We start from the raw sequence: 18,020 nt of genomic DNA on the forward strand, positions 1-18,020 counted from the left end.
CTTTAACATAATGGGATGGCCATAGCCAGCGCTACCTTAAGACTGAAAAAAATTAAAGATTTGCAATCAAAGTGATAAGTGCGGTAAGGGAGGATTGTGCCAATCCCAGATTCTGACGAATGGATTTAAGCGCTATAGACATTTGATTTTCCACAGACCTTTTTGAAATACCCAATTTTTTGGCGATTTCTTCATTGGAAGCTGCCTCCATTCTACTAAGTCGGAAAATTTGTTGGCACCTTGGGGATAATTCCGTTAAGGATTTCTCTATAATGAACTGGGTCTGTTCCAGGTTATGCTGGTTTTCCACTTTTGCCGCCCCACTCAGTTCCAGGGAATCCAGTACTTGCAGATGCACTGCATTGAGTTTGTTATCCCTCAAATATTTAAAACAACCATATTTGACCGAACGGAAGATGTACGCCTCAAAATGAACGATGTCCAAATTTGCTCTTTTTTGCCACAAATTGATCCATATTTCCTGGACAATATCTTTGGCTGCATCTTCATTTAAAACGATGGACTTGGCACGAACAAACATGGGTTCCCAAAAAAGTTCAAATAGCTTATGATAAGCTTTTTTGTTCCCTTTTTTGAATTCCGCTAAGAGTAGTTCGTTAGTTTTCCTTTTAGTGCCTGACATTTCAATCTAATACTTGATTAAATGAAATTTCCATGCAATAAATGTATAAAAAATGTCATTATCATTGAAAAATGACAATTATTATAATCGATTCATAAGGATAATTTAATATTTGGAAAAACACTAAAGAACCCAACTTTAAAGGCTTCGGTAAAGTATTTGTGGGCAAACAGTGTTTCGGTTTAGTCAACTTCGTTAAGGTTGTAAATATTTCCCATCAGTAAATAACTTTTAATGGAACTACATGACATTTTTCAGGTAAACAGAAAACAAAAAACCCCAGTAATACTGGGGTTTCTAGAGTGTGATCGCGGAAGGATTCGAACCTTCGACCGTCTGCTTAGAAGGCAGATGCTCTATCCAGCTGAGCTACGCGACCTTGCTATTTCCTGTCGCGTGGCGAAGCTGCCAGTCCCGATTTATTTATCGGGAAGCTACACGACCTATTTTGCGGGTGCAAATATACAATTAACCTCAGTTAATTTCCAACATTTTCCAGCCAAATGCAAAATAGATCTAAAAACCTTTGTTCTCCGGCTATTTTACGAACACTCGAGAACAACTTACTGTTAGCAAATTAGCTTGGTTCAATCCATAACCTTCTCATAATTTCTAATCTTGTGGGCGTGAACTCACATAAACTTTTTCTAGAGCAGGTCATAGTTAAGTGAACCTTGCTAGAAATAATCGGTCAAAGCCAAAATTCCATTGTAAGAAATAATAAGGGAAAAGAATAATGCAGCAATTAGGCTTATATTGATCCACCTACTTGTCTTGTTTCCCTTCATCAATTTGGTGTTATTGATCAGAAGCATAATCCCGATGATCACCAGCGGCAGTACAAAAACATTAAAAATTTGGGAGAGAATCTGCATCTCAACCGGGTTTGACCCAAATATGGGAACTATCAGTGCAAATAGACAGGCGAAGGCCGTAATTCGCTTAAACTGTTTGGAACTGGTATCCAATTCGCCGGATTGGAAGTCTGCTATTAAAATGGGAACAATGAGTAAAATGGGGAAAATTGAAGAAAGTCCAGCACTTAGGGTACCAAAAAAGAATAGCGTCAATGCGAATTTCCCAGCTATGGGTTCCAAGGTGTTGACCATATCAAGTACTTTGGTCACTGGTTTCCCATCATAAAAAAGTGCCCCGGTTGCAACGGCCATAATAGCCGCACTAATAGCAAATACTAAGATGGCCGCTAAAATGGCATCTTTTTTCTGTTCCTTAAGGTTATTCACTGTCCAGCCCTTGCCCTTTACAAAGAGTGGGCGCGATAAAAATGTTGCCGCTGCCATGGTGGTTCCCACAAATGCGGCCACCAGCATTTTACCTCCAGATACTTCGGGAATGCTGGGAACAAGTCCGCGTACCACATCAACTGGCAATGGATAGACCATACACAGGGAAATCAGAAAAGAGAATCCCATGATGGTAACAAAAATGACAAGGATCTTTTCAAAGAAAGAGTATTTGCCAACCAAAAGAAGGGCATACAAAATAGATGTTACCGACACGGCGATAACGATCACCACTTCATATTTGTTTTCGGAAATCTGTGGGAAGTAAATTGCGAATATCTCATAAATGATGTTGGCGGAAATACCCATGATTCCCATCAAAGAATTCCACTGCCCCAAGGCAATTCCCAGAATGACGAGAATTGCCATGACCCTACCCCATTTAAGGTGTTTTTTAAACGCAAAGAGGGCAGTTTCCCCTGTGATCAAGGTAAAATTGCCATACACATGAATTAGAATTCCAGAAAAAAAACAACTGAGCAACAGTACCCATAAAAGTTGCATCCCATAGGTACTACCTGCCACAATCATGGAGGTAACACTTCCCGTACCAATGGTATAGCCAATGGCAAAAATACCAGGGCCGAAAGCCAGCACAAGAGCAATTAGTTTCTTAAATAGGTTTTGCTTTTCAGCCATCTCACAATTTGATACTTACATTTAAACTGCTATCACTTAAAGTTATTCAAGTGTCTCGAGCTAATCAAAAACCAACCGCTCAATTTTCCAGATTTGCTCTTTTTTCTCAGCTAAATGCCAAGCCACCGTTAATATCAATGTTGTTCCCAGTGATAAAAGAGGCTTCATCAGAGGCCAGATAAGCTGTTAAATCAGCAACTTCCTGGGCACTACCTTCCCTCCGTAAAGGAGTCCCGGCCGCTACTTTGGACCGAACTTCATCTTTTGTAAAGTCATCATGGAACTTGGTTCCTATTAAGCCAGGACAAAGGGCGTTTACCCGAATTCCTTTGGGTCCGAGTTCTTTGGCCATAGCCCTGGTGAATGTACTAACCGCCCCTTTGGAAGAACTGTACAAAGCCGAGCCACCCCCTCCGCCATCTCTTGCTGCCAAGGATGATAGATTTATTATGGAGCCGCCTTGGCCCATTAAAGGTTCAAACGCTTGGGACACGAACACTGTGGATTTAAAATTTACGTTCAAAACCAGATTGTAAAAACTTTCGTCAAATTCTTCCAACGTTCTTCTGGCAAAAAGCCCTCCAGCATTGTTCACTAGAATATCAACTTTATCACCATAGGCTTCAACCACCTTTTTCTTTAGGTTCTCAATGTCTCCAAGATTTGAAACATCTGCTTTTACAGCGATGGCTTCCTGTCCCAGGGACCTAATTTCTTCCACGGTTTCCATGGCGGCCGATTCAGAGTTGTAGTAATTCACAACCACTTTTGCGCCTTCTTTGGCAAGTTTTACCGAAATAGCCCTCCCAATATCCCTAGAGCCTCCAGTGACGACCGCTATTTTACCTTCTAATCTCTTCATTTTCAATTTATATTCCTAAACCTTGTCCACCACCAACTTGGATGGTTTCGGCTGTTAAAAATGCCGCATCATTGCCCACCAAAAAGGAAATAACGGAGGCAACTTCCTCGGGTTCACCCAATCGCCCTAACAAGATGTTATTTTTCCAAGAAGCAAATACTTCAGGTTTGGTCGATTTAATCTGCGTATGAAATGGCGTATCAATTGTTCCAGGGGATACCGCATTAACACGAATACCATATTCCGCCAAATCCTTTGCCAGCGCTCGTGTCATGGCATGTACCGCTGCTTTTGATGTGCCATAAATGCCTGCGCCAGGACCTCCTGCATTCCATCCTGCAATGGAAGTATAGTTAATTATTGATGGGTTTTCTCCTTTTTTAAGATACGGTATGGCCGCCCGGGAAACAAAAAATGTTGAATCAAGATTTAAAGCCATTACCCCTCTATAGAATTCTGTGGACATCTCTTCAAATCTAGACCTTCCCCCCAGGCCTCCGGCGTTGTTTATCAATGCGTCAATTTTTCCGTATTTCGAACCAATGGCATTGATGTTGGAATTCACCGCTTCTTCGTTCGTTACGTCAAAACCAAAATATTCTGCCGTGATGCCCTCTGCTGCAAGCTCTTCTACCCGTTGTGCTCCTACTTCATCCTCTATTCCATTCAAGATCACAGTATATCCATCCTTTCCGAGTCTTTTTGCAACTTGAAAGCCAATTCCGCCGGTTGCACCTGTTACAACGGCTACTTTTTCTTTTGATATCATTTGTTGTTTTTTTATTTGATGTGCGTTATATCGAATCGAGTTCGACTGGTTTTATTTTTCGTATTAAAATGTATATTGATAGTACTGCCAGTGGGGCCAGTACGGCAATTATTATAAATGCAGGGGTATACGAGACCGTGGTTATCTTTGGTATAAGCCAGTTCATGATAATAACCGAAATAGCAGCTACGGTACCTGCCAGACCTGCCAATGTTCCCACGGAAGGACCTTTTAAAAGGTCACTTGAAAGTGTCTGGATATTGCCAATGGAAAATTGGAAACCAAATAGTACCAACGCCACTATATAAATGAAGGTCATCGGATTATTGCCTTTCACGAAGAATATGATTCCCAAGAGTCCCAAGAAAATCAAGACACCTCCTATAAGAATGGACATCTTTCTTGAATAATCAACCGAATGCTTTTCCATCAGTTTCCCGCAGAACCATCCACCTAAAATACTTCCTGCCATTCCGCCTAGGTAGGAAATCCATATGGTTGACCCTATTTCTTCAATGCTAAAACCAAATTTTGAGTTTAGATATAAAGGCATCCATCCTACAAACAGCCACCAAATGGGCTCTATGAAAAATCGGGAAACCAGAACACCCCAAGATTCTCTGTAGCTCAGAATTTTTGCCAAGGAAGATCCTTTTTCTTTTTGGGTTTCCTCAACAGGGGCAATTTGGTCAGAGAGAATCATGTTCCTTTCCTCTTCGGTGATCCATGGATGTTTCTCTGGTTTTGCCTTGTTGACGATTAGCCAAGGGAAAATCCAAACAAAACCGGCCAGACCTAAAATGATAAAGGTAGTACGCCATCCAAATTGTGCATACAAGTATGCGATCAAGGCTGGTGCTATTACGCTGCCTAAAGAGGCTCCAGCGTTAAAAATACCTTGGGCAATGGCCCGTTCTTTAACTGGAAACCATTCACCGTTGCTTTTTACGGCTCCCGGCCAATTACCCGCTTCACCCAGACCTAACATGGCACGCACTATGGATAGTGATACCAAACCCCTGGCAAATGCGTGAAGTACGGCGGCGGCAGACCATAAGGCAATGGAGAACACAAAACCAAATCGCGTACCGATCTGATCGTAGAGTTTTCCTGACAGGAATTTGCCCAGTGCATAGGTAATCATAAAGACATTCAACATAACTGCATAATCCGCCTCATCCATGCCCAAATCCTTACCCATCTCGGGCCACATTACGCCAAATGCCGTTCTATCTATGTAGTTTATAACGGTAGCAATGCATATTAATGCTATTACCCACCAACGTAAGCCTTTTAATTTCATCTTTTTAAAGTTTTAAGGAAGTACGACAAGAGTTTTCCCTGTAGGCAAAATGGTTCCAATCCAAACCAGCCCTATTTATCAAACACTTTTGATTCTTAAACATGATAAGTAATTCCTACAGATAGGTAGGAACAGCTATCGTATTCTGTTTAGTTTTCTTCCCTCCAAATTTTTTAACCAGCAAAAACAAAAGCGTGCATTTTTGTTTTTACCCTAATTACAATGACCGTTAAATGTTATAGCAATATTGATACAAGATTTTAAAATGTGCCTTCATTTTCTCCTTGGCCATTTTTGGGTCCTGATTTTTTATTGCTTCGTAAATATCTTCGTGTTCCTGAATTCCCTGAAAGGAGAGGTTGGCATCACATACATGGTACTTTTCAAAATTTGTGATAATCTCCGGGGTAATAATCAACATGAACGTATTCATGGTGCCATTTTTACTTGCCTGTGCAATGGCCAAGTGAAACAACAGATCTTCCTGAACCGCATCTTGTCCGTTTAATACTTTTTCCTTGTAAGCATCCAACGCCTGTCTCATTTTGCCCAAATCTTCATCCGTTCTCCTCAAGGACGCCAAGCGCACTGTTTTGAGCTCCAACAGAATTCGCGTTTCAACCAGGGATTTAAAATCAGGATCCTCCAGTCTTAAAATATCGGCCATCATGCCACTCATGGCTATTTGACCAATATCCGCAATAAAAGTTCCGCTCTGAGGCCTTGATTTTAGAATCCCAAAAAACTCCAGTTTTTGGATTACCTCCCTGACATTACTCCTGCTCACCCCAAATTTTTCCGAAAGCATTCTTTCCGAAGGCAATTTATCGCCTGGTTCGAGATTCTTATAACTTATCAAATCACGCAACTTGGAGATTATTTCCTTTTGCACCTCTCGGTTCTCACTCTTTGTAAGAATGTCAACTCTCATAAATTATCTCAAATAAAATTGGTTAACCAGATTGGTTTGTTAAATTTAATCAATTTGTCCTAATCAGGAAAACATAGTTTATAGTAATACCAACTCCCAAATTTTCATGCTGTTTGATTAACTATTGGCCAATATAATTGGCCAATAGCTACCAAAACCTAACTAACTCAATGTTCAACCTCTAATTCATAATATTTTACTGTAGCAGATGTACCTTCATCTTTGCTAATTAAATAATTGCCTGCCTTAAAATAGTTTTCAAAGATTCCCCACTTTTCTAGATCTTCATTTTCCTTAATGAATGATTCTTCACCATTTAATATCACCTCGATGCGTCCTTCTGTTGCGATAACCTCCAATGAGAATTTTTCTGTACCCACAGGATTCGGAAAAGAATAGGGTTCATCATCCTCCCATGCCGAAGTAGTCAATAATTCCTCATCCGACACATTCAAATCTTTCAATTTTTTAGTGTGTACCCTAACTTTACCATCATTCCAATAGATCTTTAAAACTGGCGGCGCATTATTATCATCCTCTCCAATTAAATCCCGTTGTTCGTTGGTCAATCTGCCATGAATCTGCATGATAATGGTCCGATATTTATTCCCATTTTCGTCTTCCGAAATAAAAGGAACCGAAAGGGTTCCTCTCATTCTCCCTCCTTCGGAAAACGTCCAATTGGTGTTGTTGCTCCCTGGCACCATTTGCTCCCTCAATTCTGTTCTGGAATAAGTGGAATTAGGAGTGGATGACCCTGGAAAAGTGTAAAAAACCAACGAGCCATCTGTGGAATCGTTGTACATATATGGAAGCAACGCCTCATTAGTGGCATAATCCAGAATCTCTGGCGGTTTCACCTCATCCGGCCCTCCAATTGGCAAGGTTACTTTCCAATGACTCAAATCAATTTCTGGAAGCAAATAGTCTAGTTCCCCATTTTCCGAAACCGTATCATCAACCACATCCTCCGTTGGGTCGTCCTCTACTTGAGTGTTTATTGGCACCTCCTCTGAAGATGGTTCGCAATTGAATAGGATCAAACCCATAAAGAGTACAAGTGGCAAGCCTAATATGTGTGTATAGTTGCTCATTAAACCTATTACTAATGCGTTACTGATAGTTCGTAAAACTTGACTTTTGCATATGCTCCTTCATCCCGGGATTGGAAATAGTTCCCTGCCTTAAAATAGTTTTCAAAGATTCCCCAGCGCTTAATACTTGGATTGTCGTAAACAAAAAACTCATTTTTATTGAGCGAGACCACCATTTTCCCGTCTGAAACCTTGACCTCCAAATTGAACTTCCCGAAACCTACTTCTTCTTGGAAATTCTTTCCTTTGTCATCTTTCCAAGCCTCTTTATATAAAATTCCTTTGGAAGAAACCGCTGGATTAACCAATTGTTTGGTCTTCACCCTAATTTTCCCATTATCCCAATATATTTTTAGGATGGGCGGGGCATTGTTATCTTTTTGTCCAATAAGTTCTTTTTGCTCATTGGTCAATCTTCCATGTATTTGTGCAATAATCACCCGGTGATACTTCCCATTTCTATCCCGGGATACCTCGTCCATGGCCAATTTAGCCTTTAGGGTACCACCTTGTGGAAAGGTCCAGTTCACGTTGTCGTTGCCAGGTACCATTTGTTCCCGTAGCTCAGATCTGGAATATTTGGTATTCGCGGTAGTGGCCGTGGTTGGAAATGCATAAAACACCAAGGCACCAGATGTGGAATCATTGTACATATAAGGTTTTAAGGTCTCATTGGTTGCATATTGCAAAATCTCCGGGGGGGCTACACTTATGGCTCCTCCCTTGCCTTTACCTTCCGGGATGGTCACCTTCCAATGACTCAAATCAATGCTCGGAAGTTTTACCTTTTTCTTCTTCTTTTGTTTCTTCTTTGCTGGCTTAACATCTGATGCTGCAACACTATTGGTATCTGTTTGAGCCGTGACAGCAACAACGGTAAGGACCATGATAAAAAGTGCCAGATATTTCTTTTGGAAAACTTTCATTTAAGAGTTTTTGTTTGCAACATTCGTTTGGATGTCTACCGCTGTGTTGTTCATTTCTTTTTTAGTAACCATCCGAACCTAAAATGTCAGTCCGGATGGTTTTTATCCTAAACAATGGTTTGTGTGTTACTAATTTGTGATTTCAACGTTATCAAAGAAGGCCTCTGCTGAACCATCCACCACATCTATGTTCCTTACATATATAACAATTTCATTGGTTGACGCCGTGAATTGAAATGTATGCGTAGCATAAGCGTCACCATCTGTGTCGAAAATATTAGGGATTGCAAAATACGCATCAACATCTGCGTCCGCCCCAAGATTGGCATTGATACCGGTTTCATCGGCAATCTCAGTATTCAATATAAACACCTCGGATGTAATTCCAGCTGCTGTGGTCCTTGCATCAATGGAGAAAGTATAGGTCTCTCCTACCTGAACGGGTACTACCTGATACAATCTACGTCCTCTCTCATCCAGTTTTCCACCTCTTGTACCATTATTTCCATCACTGGTGGAGCCGGCCTGTTCACTGTCATCCCCATATACTGTTTCGAGCCAGGAATCCAAAGCTCCGTTATCCCAAAGTGGATCGTACGGGCTAGGAACGGTGTTGCCGTCATTATCAACTACTGTGCTATTTGGAGTCATGTCCCAGGCATCTGCATTATCACCGGTGTTGACTGTAAACTCATCAAATGTTCCGTTGAGGACTTGAACAACAAATCCGTCAGATACTACAAGGTCCTCAGTGGCCACATGCGTATTTCCTGTAATACTGGTTGCGGTCAGAGTCACTGTATAAATACCATCTTCAGTATAGGTGTGTGAAGGATCCATTCCAGTAAACTGGAATCCATCACCAAATTCCCATAACAACATTTCAGCTCCTTCAGAAGCATCGGTGAACGTATACGTTCTATAATCGTCTGGATCTACCTGAAAAGTAAAATCTGCTGTAACCGGTGCAAGTATGTTAATGTTCTGTGCCAGTGAATTTGAAAGGTTTGATTCGTTCGTAGCTACGAGCGTAACCGTGTACTCTGCAGCTGAGGCATAAACATGGGTTGGGGACTCTTCAGTTGATGTGTTTCCATCTCCAAAATCCCATTCGTAGCTCGTTGCCCCTGTTGACGAATTTGCAAACGTATATTCCAAAAAGTCGACTTCACTCTGAGAAGCGGTAAAACCAACCGAAGGTGGCACTGCTCCAGCTGCTCCTATATCAATGGTGAAATCATCCAATCTAGCTTCAACATCTCCATTGGTAAAAAAGATAGCAACCGTATTATTACCACCGGAATTAAAAGATAGCTTCGCCTGCACATAAACATCAGGCTCAGAGTCATCAGTGACCGTTATTGACCCAATGGTTCCGTCAGCGACTTCTTCCAATGTGGTAAACGTACCCCCATTTTCCGTAACTCCCAGAACGGAGACAATTAGCCTAGGGTCTGAAGAACCGCTCAACATTGTATACCAAAAACTCAAATCGTAATTGGTATCAGGATCAACGGTAATTTCTTGATAACCAGCGCGATCTCCGGCCGGTAATGGCAATTTTCCTCCTTGATCTCCAAAAGTTACCGGGCTACCCGTAATCTGAATTACGCCACCCAAATCGCTGTTCCTCCAAGAGTCACGACCATCACCACCACCGTCAGGCAGAGTGTCATCTTCAAAACCAGCTTCAAGGATGATAGGCTGAAATGGGCCCTCAACCACAATAACATCTATTGTTACCGAACCTGATTCACCATTGCCATCAGTTGCTGTTAACGTTACGGGATATGTACCTTCCCCATCTTCAAATGTGAATGTAGGATCCTGATCCGTAGAAGTATTACCTCCTCCAAAATCCCAAGCGAACGCAGTTGCTTCTGAAGAAAGATTGTTAAATCTAATGGTTCTAAAATCTTCCGAGGTGGAAGCATATGCAAAATTTGCATCTGGAAAAATGGTGTCTGCCTTGGAATTTGAATCTGGCAACTCATCTCGAAAAAGTTCGTCCCCAACGCAGCTCACCATAAAACTTGCTGTGACCAAAGCTAAGAGTGCTAGTCTCGTCGTGTTAAATATTTTTACGTTATATCTCATTGTCTTTTGAATAATAATTAATAGCCTGGGTTCTGCGTCAACAGACCTTTACTTATGTTTATTTCCCTTGCCGGGATTGGTAACAACAAGGCTCTGGAATTATAGATATATCCCATTTCGGCTGCATGAGCCGTCAAAACCTCATCCGCCACACCAAATCGCAGCAAATCGAACCAACGCTGATTCTCAAATGCCAACTCCACTCGTCTTTCAACCAATAGTTCTTGTTTGGATACACTGGATATTATATTGGGTGCCGTTTCTGGAAACGCCCTATCCCTGATCATTTGAAATGACACCAAGGCCCCAGCATCAGAGGTGGTGGTTCCTGAACCTATGGCCGCTTCCACGTGCATCAAAAGCACATCCGCATAACGTATAGCTATATAATCATTACCCGCATTCCGTGCATTCGGTCCGTATGGATCTGGTTCCGCCGTGGAATCAAATCCATCTGGGAAGAATTTGGCCACTTCATTGGAACCATTTACCGTAGTGTATGAAATAGCGGTTCTTGCGCCGCCAAAGGCCACAAAATCAGTAATTAGATTGTCATTGACTATGTTCTGCCCATCTTCCCTACCGGCGCGAATGGCGGAGGTAAATTCTGATGAAAAGCTTTGACTTTCCAGTGCATTTCCGGATTCGTATTGAATAGCGAAAATGATCTCATCATTCAATTCGGAATAGAACACATCATAAAAGTTAGGTTCCAAAGCAAAGTTCCCACTACTGATAATGGCTTCACATAATTGCTCAGCACCAGTATAATTAGGGCTAGGCTGTGTTAAATATACCTTTGCCAAGAGGGCTTGTGCTGATGCTCTTGAGGCTCTTGATTTGAAGGAGTTATCCAATACATCCACAGCTTCCTGCAAATCGGTCACAATTTGAGTGTAAATCTGTTCCTCTGGAATTCTTGTAAACAGGGCTTCTTCATCTGTTGGTCCTACCACTTCTGTTACCAAGGGAACATCACTATATAATCTTACCAATTTGAAGTAGGCATACGCTCTTAAAAACTTGGCTTCTGCCGTATACCTTGCTCGGTTACCGGCATCTGCAACATCAATAAAGTTCAAGATATTGTTCGCTCTGAAAATCACTTCATACATAGAAGCGTAGTAATCTTCGGATTCCACGTTGTTGGCGTTGACCACATATCTATGGAAATCCGACTTGGAACCTTCGAGGGTCGCATTTCTTGTATTGTCCGTTCTATGCTCGGTCAATAAGTGTTCAAATTGCACACCTCTATTTGCGGTACCAATATTGGTCACTGTATTTTCATTTACCCCTTGAAGGGCGTCGTAAATCCCAATAACACCGGCCAACACATCCTCATCGGATTGGAAAAAAGCATCCACGGCTACCGAAGTGTCCGGTAAAGGGTTCAAAAACTCATCACTGCAGGAAGTAAGCACAAATGCCGTGATGGCAAAGACTAAATATTTTATATGTTTCATAGTTTGTTTTTTAGTAATTAAAAATCAATGTTCAAACCTAAAGTCATGGTTCTGAATATTGGCGTTCCTGCTCTTTGGGAGCCATAGGCCCTGGGATTTCCATTATCATCGTGTTCTGGATTAAAACCGTGATAATCATCCGCAGTGACGTAAATCAGATTTTGACCGGTCACATAAATTCTTAAATTGCTTAAGCCCAATTTAGATGTCAAATCATCCGAAAAATTATATCCGAGGTTTACATTTCGCAATGAAAAGTAATCCGCACTCGCAATAACTTCACTTGTCAATACTTTTTCCTGGATGAATGAGGTATGGGGCACTAGTCCATCTGCCACTGCCTGTAATTCTCCTCCACTTCGAGTTCGGTTTCCGAACCAGTTGTAGAAATATTGATCCCCTATATTATTCACTTGCGCTCCTAAACTTCCCTGAACCTGAAATGAAAAATCAAAAGCCCCAAATTGAAAGTCGTTCGTAAAACTGTACAACAAATCTGGGTAAGGGTCTCCCAAAATCGTTTTGTCCTCCTCTGTTATGATTCCGTCGCCGTTAAGGTCCTTTACTATGGTATCATCGGCTTGACCATTAATTCGATTCCAAGGATTGTCTACATAAGTAGTTCTAAACTGGGTATCGTCATAGACATCCGTATCCACAACATAGCCCCAAAAAGATGATATAGGCTCGCCTATTCTGTTGATCCATTGGGAGTTTCTACCATAGGTATCTTCAATGAGTGCGTTGTTCGAATCTCCAAAACTTAATAATTCATTTTGGTTTGTGGATGCAATTAAAGTAGAGCTCCATCGAAACTTCTCGCTCACAATATTTCTCGTTCTAAGTTCAAGTTCCAACCCTTTGTTTTGGACTTCACCTAAGTTCACGATACCATTGTTAAAGCCAGTGATATATGAAACAGGATTATTTAATAGTAATTCATCACTGTTTCTTTGGTAATAATCCAAAGAACCTGATATTCTGTTGTTAAAAAATCCGTAATCTACACCAACGGTGAATTCTTCAGATGCTTCCCATTGTAACAATGCGTTTGCAATGTTAAGCGGCGAAACACCGGCGGCCACACTTCCATCAACAATGGCATTGGAGTTTTGCAATAGTGCCAAATATGGCCATACATTTACCGTTTGGTCTCCCACATTAAAATTCTCGGAACCGGTAAGACCGTAACTGGCCCTAAACTTTAAATTGTTTACTATATCGCTACTGCTCAAGAAATCTTCTCTGGCTACATTCCAACCTACTGATACCGCCGGGAAATTTCCGTATTTGGAATTTACCCCAAAAACTGAACTTCCATCCCGTCTAAAGGAAGCATTGAATAGATACTTGTCTTTGTAGGCATAATTGACCCTGGCAAAGTAACCTACCTTTCTAAGTTCGGTATTCACCTCGGAAAAACTGGCTATTGCGGTTGCTCCTTGCAGATTTTTAAGCAAATCATTGGAATATCCGTTTCCAGTAGTAATGCTTTCCTCGGATTTTCGCTGCTGAATTGTCATCCCAGCAAGCAAACCAAGATCATGATCACCAAATGTTTTGCTATAGTTTAGCGTATTATCCGAAATCAGTCTTGTACGGAATCTATTCTGCAAATTATATTGCGCCCTGCTATTACCGGCTGCATGATGTTTTGTTCCGTCCCATCTTCTTCGGGTTCTTTGTTCTAAGGTAATCCCCAGAGATGTTTTTGCGGTAAGTCCATCCAAGATTTCGTAACTAAAGTATGTGGAGCCGAACAACTTTGTATTGTCCTCGTAGTGCTCTCTCTCCACATATTGTGCAAATGGGTTGGAATCACCTGATGTACGAGGTCTTTCCGTATTGCCATCATTATCATAATCCCTGTTTTCCAAATGGTTTTCAAAGAAGTAATCTCCAACACCAACATCTGGATAATTGCTCCTATTTATAAATTCAAGAGTTTCCTCTGTGTGATAAATAGGCAACCATGGTGATTGACGTGTAGGATTATGTATTGATGTGGGCAATCTTCTTTGCTCCGTGAAGGATGGAGAGGCTCTAAGCCCAAATTTTAATTTATCGGTCAATTTGGTATCCAACTTCACATTGGCGATGTAGGCCGTGTAGTCATCAGTAATCACAACTCCCTCATCATTAAGGGCTCTTAAAGAAGCACTGAACTTAGTGTTCTCTGACCCTCCCCTAGCAGAAAAAGAATGGCTTGTGACGTTTCCTCCGTCAAAAAATACATCTTGCCAGTCTCTGTCAATTCCGGTGATTCTAACAAGATCCTGAGCGTACAGGGTTTCACCTGAAAGTGTTCCGGTAGCGGCTTGCTCAATCCTGGCCCAATCTGCAACGCTCTTCCTGTAATCGTCACTGCCATGAGCTTCTTTAAAGCCTATGTAGGTTTGATAGCTAAATTGGGTCTTACCTGCTTTTCCACTCTTCGTGGTAATCATAATAACCCCGTTTGACCCCTCACTACCGTAAATAGCTGCTGAGGCTGCATCTTTTAAGACTTCAAACGACTCAACGTCGTTCATATCAATATTAGCCAAAAATTCAGAGCTAACAACAATACCATCAACCACCAAAGCAGGGCCGGAGTCGGCTGTTATAGATCCAAAGCCCCTAATGGTAATGGTAGGTGCCCCCCCAGCTTCGGCATTAGTGGCCTGAATGTTCACCCCCGATACCTGACCGATCAGGGCCTCATCAACCCTGGATACGGCAATTTGATCAAGATCATCATTGACAACTTTGGATATTGATCCTGTCAAGGTTGATTTTTTCTGGGTACCATAACCTACCACAACTACTTCATCCAACTCACTGGTATCTTCTTGAAGTGTAATGTTGATAGTTGCCTGCCCGGAAATAATTACCGTTTGTGTGGCATAACCGATGTATGAAAATTGGATTACCTCATTATCAGAGACAGAAAGTGCATAATTACCGTCAAAATCGGTTTGAGTACCGCGTGTAGTGTTGAGTACGATAACGTTTACCCCTGGAATGGGGACATTATCTGCATCTTGTACGATTCCAGAGACGCTATAAGAGTCCTGGGCAAATGATTGTATACCGACCAGCAATATCGCAATCAATAATAGTTTCGATTTAAAATTCATTTGTTTTAGTTAGTTTCAATAATTCATGTTGATTAGTAAAATTCTATTCACATTGTGCATTGTGATCTTTGTGCTCGCTGATTGCCAACCACAACTGGTCTCCTTAAATCAAATGAATTCCGTAGTTTTGTGTTGACAAGTAACTGTAAAGTGTATTTGTTTATGTATTACTTCCCTCCAAAGAAGTGATATCTATAAAAGGATAGGCGTGCACCTATCCTTTTTTGTTGCCTTATGTTTTCATAGTGAGTTGTTTTTAATTGGTATCCCAAACTGGTTAACCAATTTGGTTTACCAAATATATGTTATTTTTTCGTTAAAAAAAGTAAAATCTTGATTTTAACACTATTAGCTCATGAAATCTTCGCGAATGGGACTAAAGACGTCTATTAAGACCCCTGCCTCCGTGCAAATCGCTCCGTGCATGGCATGTGGTGGAATGTAAAAAGAGTCACCCCCTTTTAGCGTCTGCGTTTTACCATCTATGGTCACGTCAAAACTTCCACTCTCCACGTAGGTAACTTGGGAATGATAATGTTCGTGCATCTGCCCCACGGCGCCCACTTCAAAGTGCACCTTTACTAGCATGATCTTGTCATCATAACCCATAATTTTTCGTTTTAGGCCTTCTCCAACCACTTCCCAATCCAAGTCTTCTCCTTTTATAAATTCTTTGCTTGCTCCAAATGTTTCCATATACTAGTATTCTTATTTTATTAATAAAGTCTTTAGGTTATACGCTCTATTATTTAGGTGGCCGCCCCGGCCCTACTGTCGCTTCCCTAAACCACACTTCCGTATAACAGCCGTTTTCATATTGTTTCTGGATATCCCCTCCGTATGTTTCCGCCCCTGCACACCAAACCATATTGGTTTCTGGGCTTTTACCATTGGTTTGATTATATGCGCCTTGCTTAAAATAACCCAGCTCACCTTTATAGGCAGTTATCCGTTCTGTCCCGTCCTGTCCAATAGGGACAAACAATTTTCTCACCTGGTCTGGCAGGTCTGATTTATTGACATACTCGGATGCTATAAGATTCTTGGTAAATGTTTTTGTCTCATGCCCCTCACTTTTGAATGTCAGGTACATAATACCATCGTAAACATTCACTTCGTAACTAAATTCTTCACCTAATTCTATTCCGCCCTCGGGTTCATCGGGATAATCATTTTTGCTTGTTCCAATGACAGACATATCGTACCCCCAAACCGCGGTAGAAAAATCCCATCTTCCCGAATTATCATCGCCTGCGGTATTGATTTCATAATTCCAAAAGACCGAACCTTTGGTGTGGCCAGGAAATTTTTTATAAAAAATTTTAAGTGGTTCGTTCTCATGCCCTTCCCCACCATGAATTTGACCAACAACAACGGAATAGGAAGCAGCCACTCTGGCATCACCTGAAGTGGAGACCTGCATCACTTTACATGTCCCAGTTAAATTGCCTCCCTGTTCGGGAGTCCATTCTCTTTTTTCATGTAATTCTGTTCTTGTATTACTGGAGTTTTTTGAGGTAACACCTGAATTTGGTGTCTTGTATACTACCCAACGCCTTGTACCATCAATTACCGTGTAGAAAAAATCTTTATGCTCAAATTCAGTGAGATCGTCCACATTTGTCCCATCACCCAGTAATATTTTGAATTTATCCATAAAGGGAATGACTTCATGGGGGTAAACCGTTTTTTTACTTAAGCCGTCGTTGGCTTGGAAATACCCAGCATTCGAAATGGCATCGTCACTGATATCGATACTTGCCGATTCAAACCAAACTTCAGCGTAGTTCCCATCTGCATATTGTTTTTGAATATCACCTCCATGGGTTTCAGCCCCAGAACACCATACTTTGTTCACCTTAGGATCTTTCCCATTGGTTTGGTTGTAGCATCCCAATTTGAAAAAGAGTCCTTCGCCAGTGTAAGCATTTTCACGTTCAACACCATCCTGACCTACAGGGACAAATAAATTCTCAACTTGTTCAGGTAAGTCCAAACGTTTTGCATATTCGGATGATATAAGGTTCTTGGTAAATGTTTTGGTTTCATGGCCTTCACTTGTGAATTTGAGATGCATAACGCCCTCATTTATTTTCACTTCGTAACTAAATGCTTCGCCCAAAGCTATCCCATCTTTAGGTTCGGGAGGATAGCTGTCTTTATCGGTTCCGACAACGGAAAAATCGTAACCCCAAATGGGATAGGAATAATCCCATCTTTTTGAATTATCATCACCTGCCGTATTGATTTCGTAATTCCAAAAGACAGAACCTTTGGTATGACCTGGAAATTTTTTATAAAATATTTTTAGCGGTTCGTTCTCATGCCCATCCGCACTATGAATCTGACCAACCACCACAGAGTAGGTTGATGCAACGCGGGCATCCCCGGTGGTTGACACATTCATCACCTTTAGGGTAGCATTCATTTTAGCCTCGGTCATGGGAGACCACTTTTTCAATTGTGCCAGCTCGGTTCTTGTATTGTTGGAAGTGCCATGGGTATTGCCAGCATTTGGGGTTTTAAATACCACCCAGTCCTTCTCATCATCTTTGGCTGTATAAAAGAAATCCTCATGTTCATAGTTGGTTGCTTGGCCCACATTGGAACCATCACCCAAGATCAAATTCCAGTGCTGGAAAAACGGTATAACTTCATTTGCGCTTGTGCCCATAGCCATCTCTTCTGAATGCTCACTGGATTTTTGCGCTTTGCGTTCTACACAGCCGCTCAGTAACAATATGACACTTATCACTGATACATTAAGGCAAAAAGCTAATCTTGATGTTTTGAAGTTCATATGGGAAGAAATTGTCAGTTAATTTAAATTGGTTAACCAGATTGGTTTACCAAATATATGTATATTT

13 protein-coding genes, 1 tRNA gene and 1 pseudogene are annotated in these 18,020 nt (G+C 41.3%); all 15 read right to left on the reverse strand.

Annotated features, from left to right (window positions below; genetic code table 11):
* Positions 1–52: 52 nt before the first annotated feature.
* The gene (locus ACRHOZ_RS07740) at positions 53–643 is read right to left on the reverse strand and encodes an RNA polymerase sigma factor (protein WP_431124215.1); all 591 of its coding nucleotides are present in this window, start codon (positions 641–643) and stop codon (positions 53–55) included.
* Positions 644–948: 305 nt separating this feature from the next.
* Positions 949–1,022, reverse strand: a tRNA-Arg gene (locus tag ACRHOZ_RS07745).
* 298 nt (positions 1,023–1,320) lie between these two features.
* Positions 1,321–2,586 (reverse strand): NRAMP family divalent metal transporter, encoded by a 1,266-nt coding sequence (locus ACRHOZ_RS07750; RefSeq protein ID WP_431124218.1) that lies wholly within the window; start codon positions 2,584–2,586, stop codon positions 1,321–1,323.
* A 106-nt stretch (positions 2,587–2,692) separates the two neighbouring features.
* On the reverse strand, positions 2,693–3,448 hold the full coding sequence (locus tag ACRHOZ_RS07755; protein ID WP_431124221.1) for an SDR family NAD(P)-dependent oxidoreductase: 756 nt from the start codon (positions 3,446–3,448) through the stop codon (positions 2,693–2,695).
* Positions 3,449–3,455: 7 nt separating this feature from the next.
* Complete coding sequence (locus ACRHOZ_RS07760) at positions 3,456–4,217, reverse strand: SDR family NAD(P)-dependent oxidoreductase (protein ID WP_431124224.1); 762 nt, start codon at positions 4,215–4,217, stop codon at positions 3,456–3,458.
* A 25-nt stretch (positions 4,218–4,242) separates the two neighbouring features.
* Positions 4,243–5,520 carry an MFS transporter gene (locus ACRHOZ_RS07765; protein WP_431124227.1) on the reverse strand — a complete coding sequence of 426 codons (1,278 nt, stop codon included), beginning with the start codon at positions 5,518–5,520 and terminating at the stop codon, positions 4,243–4,245.
* Between the two features lie 229 nt (positions 5,521–5,749).
* Positions 5,750–6,451: a FadR/GntR family transcriptional regulator gene (locus tag ACRHOZ_RS07770; RefSeq protein WP_431124230.1), complete on the reverse strand. Its 702-nt coding sequence runs from the start codon at positions 6,449–6,451 to the stop codon at positions 5,750–5,752.
* A 167-nt stretch (positions 6,452–6,618) separates the two neighbouring features.
* Positions 6,619–7,545, reverse strand: coding sequence for a polysaccharide lyase family 7 protein (locus ACRHOZ_RS07775; protein ID WP_431124233.1), 927 nt, complete (start codon positions 7,543–7,545; stop codon positions 6,619–6,621).
* Between the two features lie 11 nt (positions 7,546–7,556).
* Positions 7,557–8,471, reverse strand: a complete 915-nt coding sequence (locus ACRHOZ_RS07780) for a polysaccharide lyase family 7 protein (RefSeq protein ID WP_431124235.1) — start codon at positions 8,469–8,471, stop codon at positions 7,557–7,559.
* A 129-nt stretch (positions 8,472–8,600) separates the two neighbouring features.
* Positions 8,601–10,568 carry a PKD domain-containing protein gene (locus ACRHOZ_RS07785; protein ID WP_431124238.1) on the reverse strand — a complete coding sequence of 656 codons (1,968 nt, stop codon included), beginning with the start codon at positions 10,566–10,568 and terminating at the stop codon, positions 8,601–8,603.
* A 17-nt stretch (positions 10,569–10,585) separates the two neighbouring features.
* A complete protein-coding gene (locus ACRHOZ_RS07790) occupies positions 10,586–12,034 on the reverse strand; it encodes a RagB/SusD family nutrient uptake outer membrane protein (RefSeq protein WP_431124241.1) in 1,449 nt (482 codons plus the stop codon).
* A 17-nt stretch (positions 12,035–12,051) separates the two neighbouring features.
* Positions 12,052–15,153, reverse strand: a complete 3,102-nt coding sequence (locus ACRHOZ_RS07795; RefSeq protein WP_431124244.1) for a SusC/RagA family TonB-linked outer membrane protein — start codon at positions 15,151–15,153, stop codon at positions 12,052–12,054.
* 348 nt (positions 15,154–15,501) lie between these two features.
* Positions 15,502–15,849, reverse strand: coding sequence for a cupin domain-containing protein (locus tag ACRHOZ_RS07800; RefSeq protein WP_138832177.1), 348 nt, complete (start codon positions 15,847–15,849; stop codon positions 15,502–15,504).
* 49 nt (positions 15,850–15,898) lie between these two features.
* Positions 15,899–16,888 (reverse strand): polysaccharide lyase family 7 protein, encoded by a 990-nt coding sequence (locus tag ACRHOZ_RS07805; RefSeq protein ID WP_431124629.1) that lies wholly within the window; start codon positions 16,886–16,888, stop codon positions 15,899–15,901.
* A gap of 30 nt (positions 16,889–16,918) precedes the next feature.
* A pseudogene (locus tag ACRHOZ_RS07810) lies at positions 16,919–17,953 on the reverse strand (polysaccharide lyase family 7 protein); the annotation flags it as partial.
* Between the last annotated feature and the right edge of the window lie 67 nt (positions 17,954–18,020).

It is taken from the genome of Flagellimonas flava, assembly GCF_050617915.1.
In the GTDB taxonomy this organism is placed as follows: domain Bacteria; phylum Bacteroidota; class Bacteroidia; order Flavobacteriales; family Flavobacteriaceae; genus Flagellimonas; species Flagellimonas flava_A.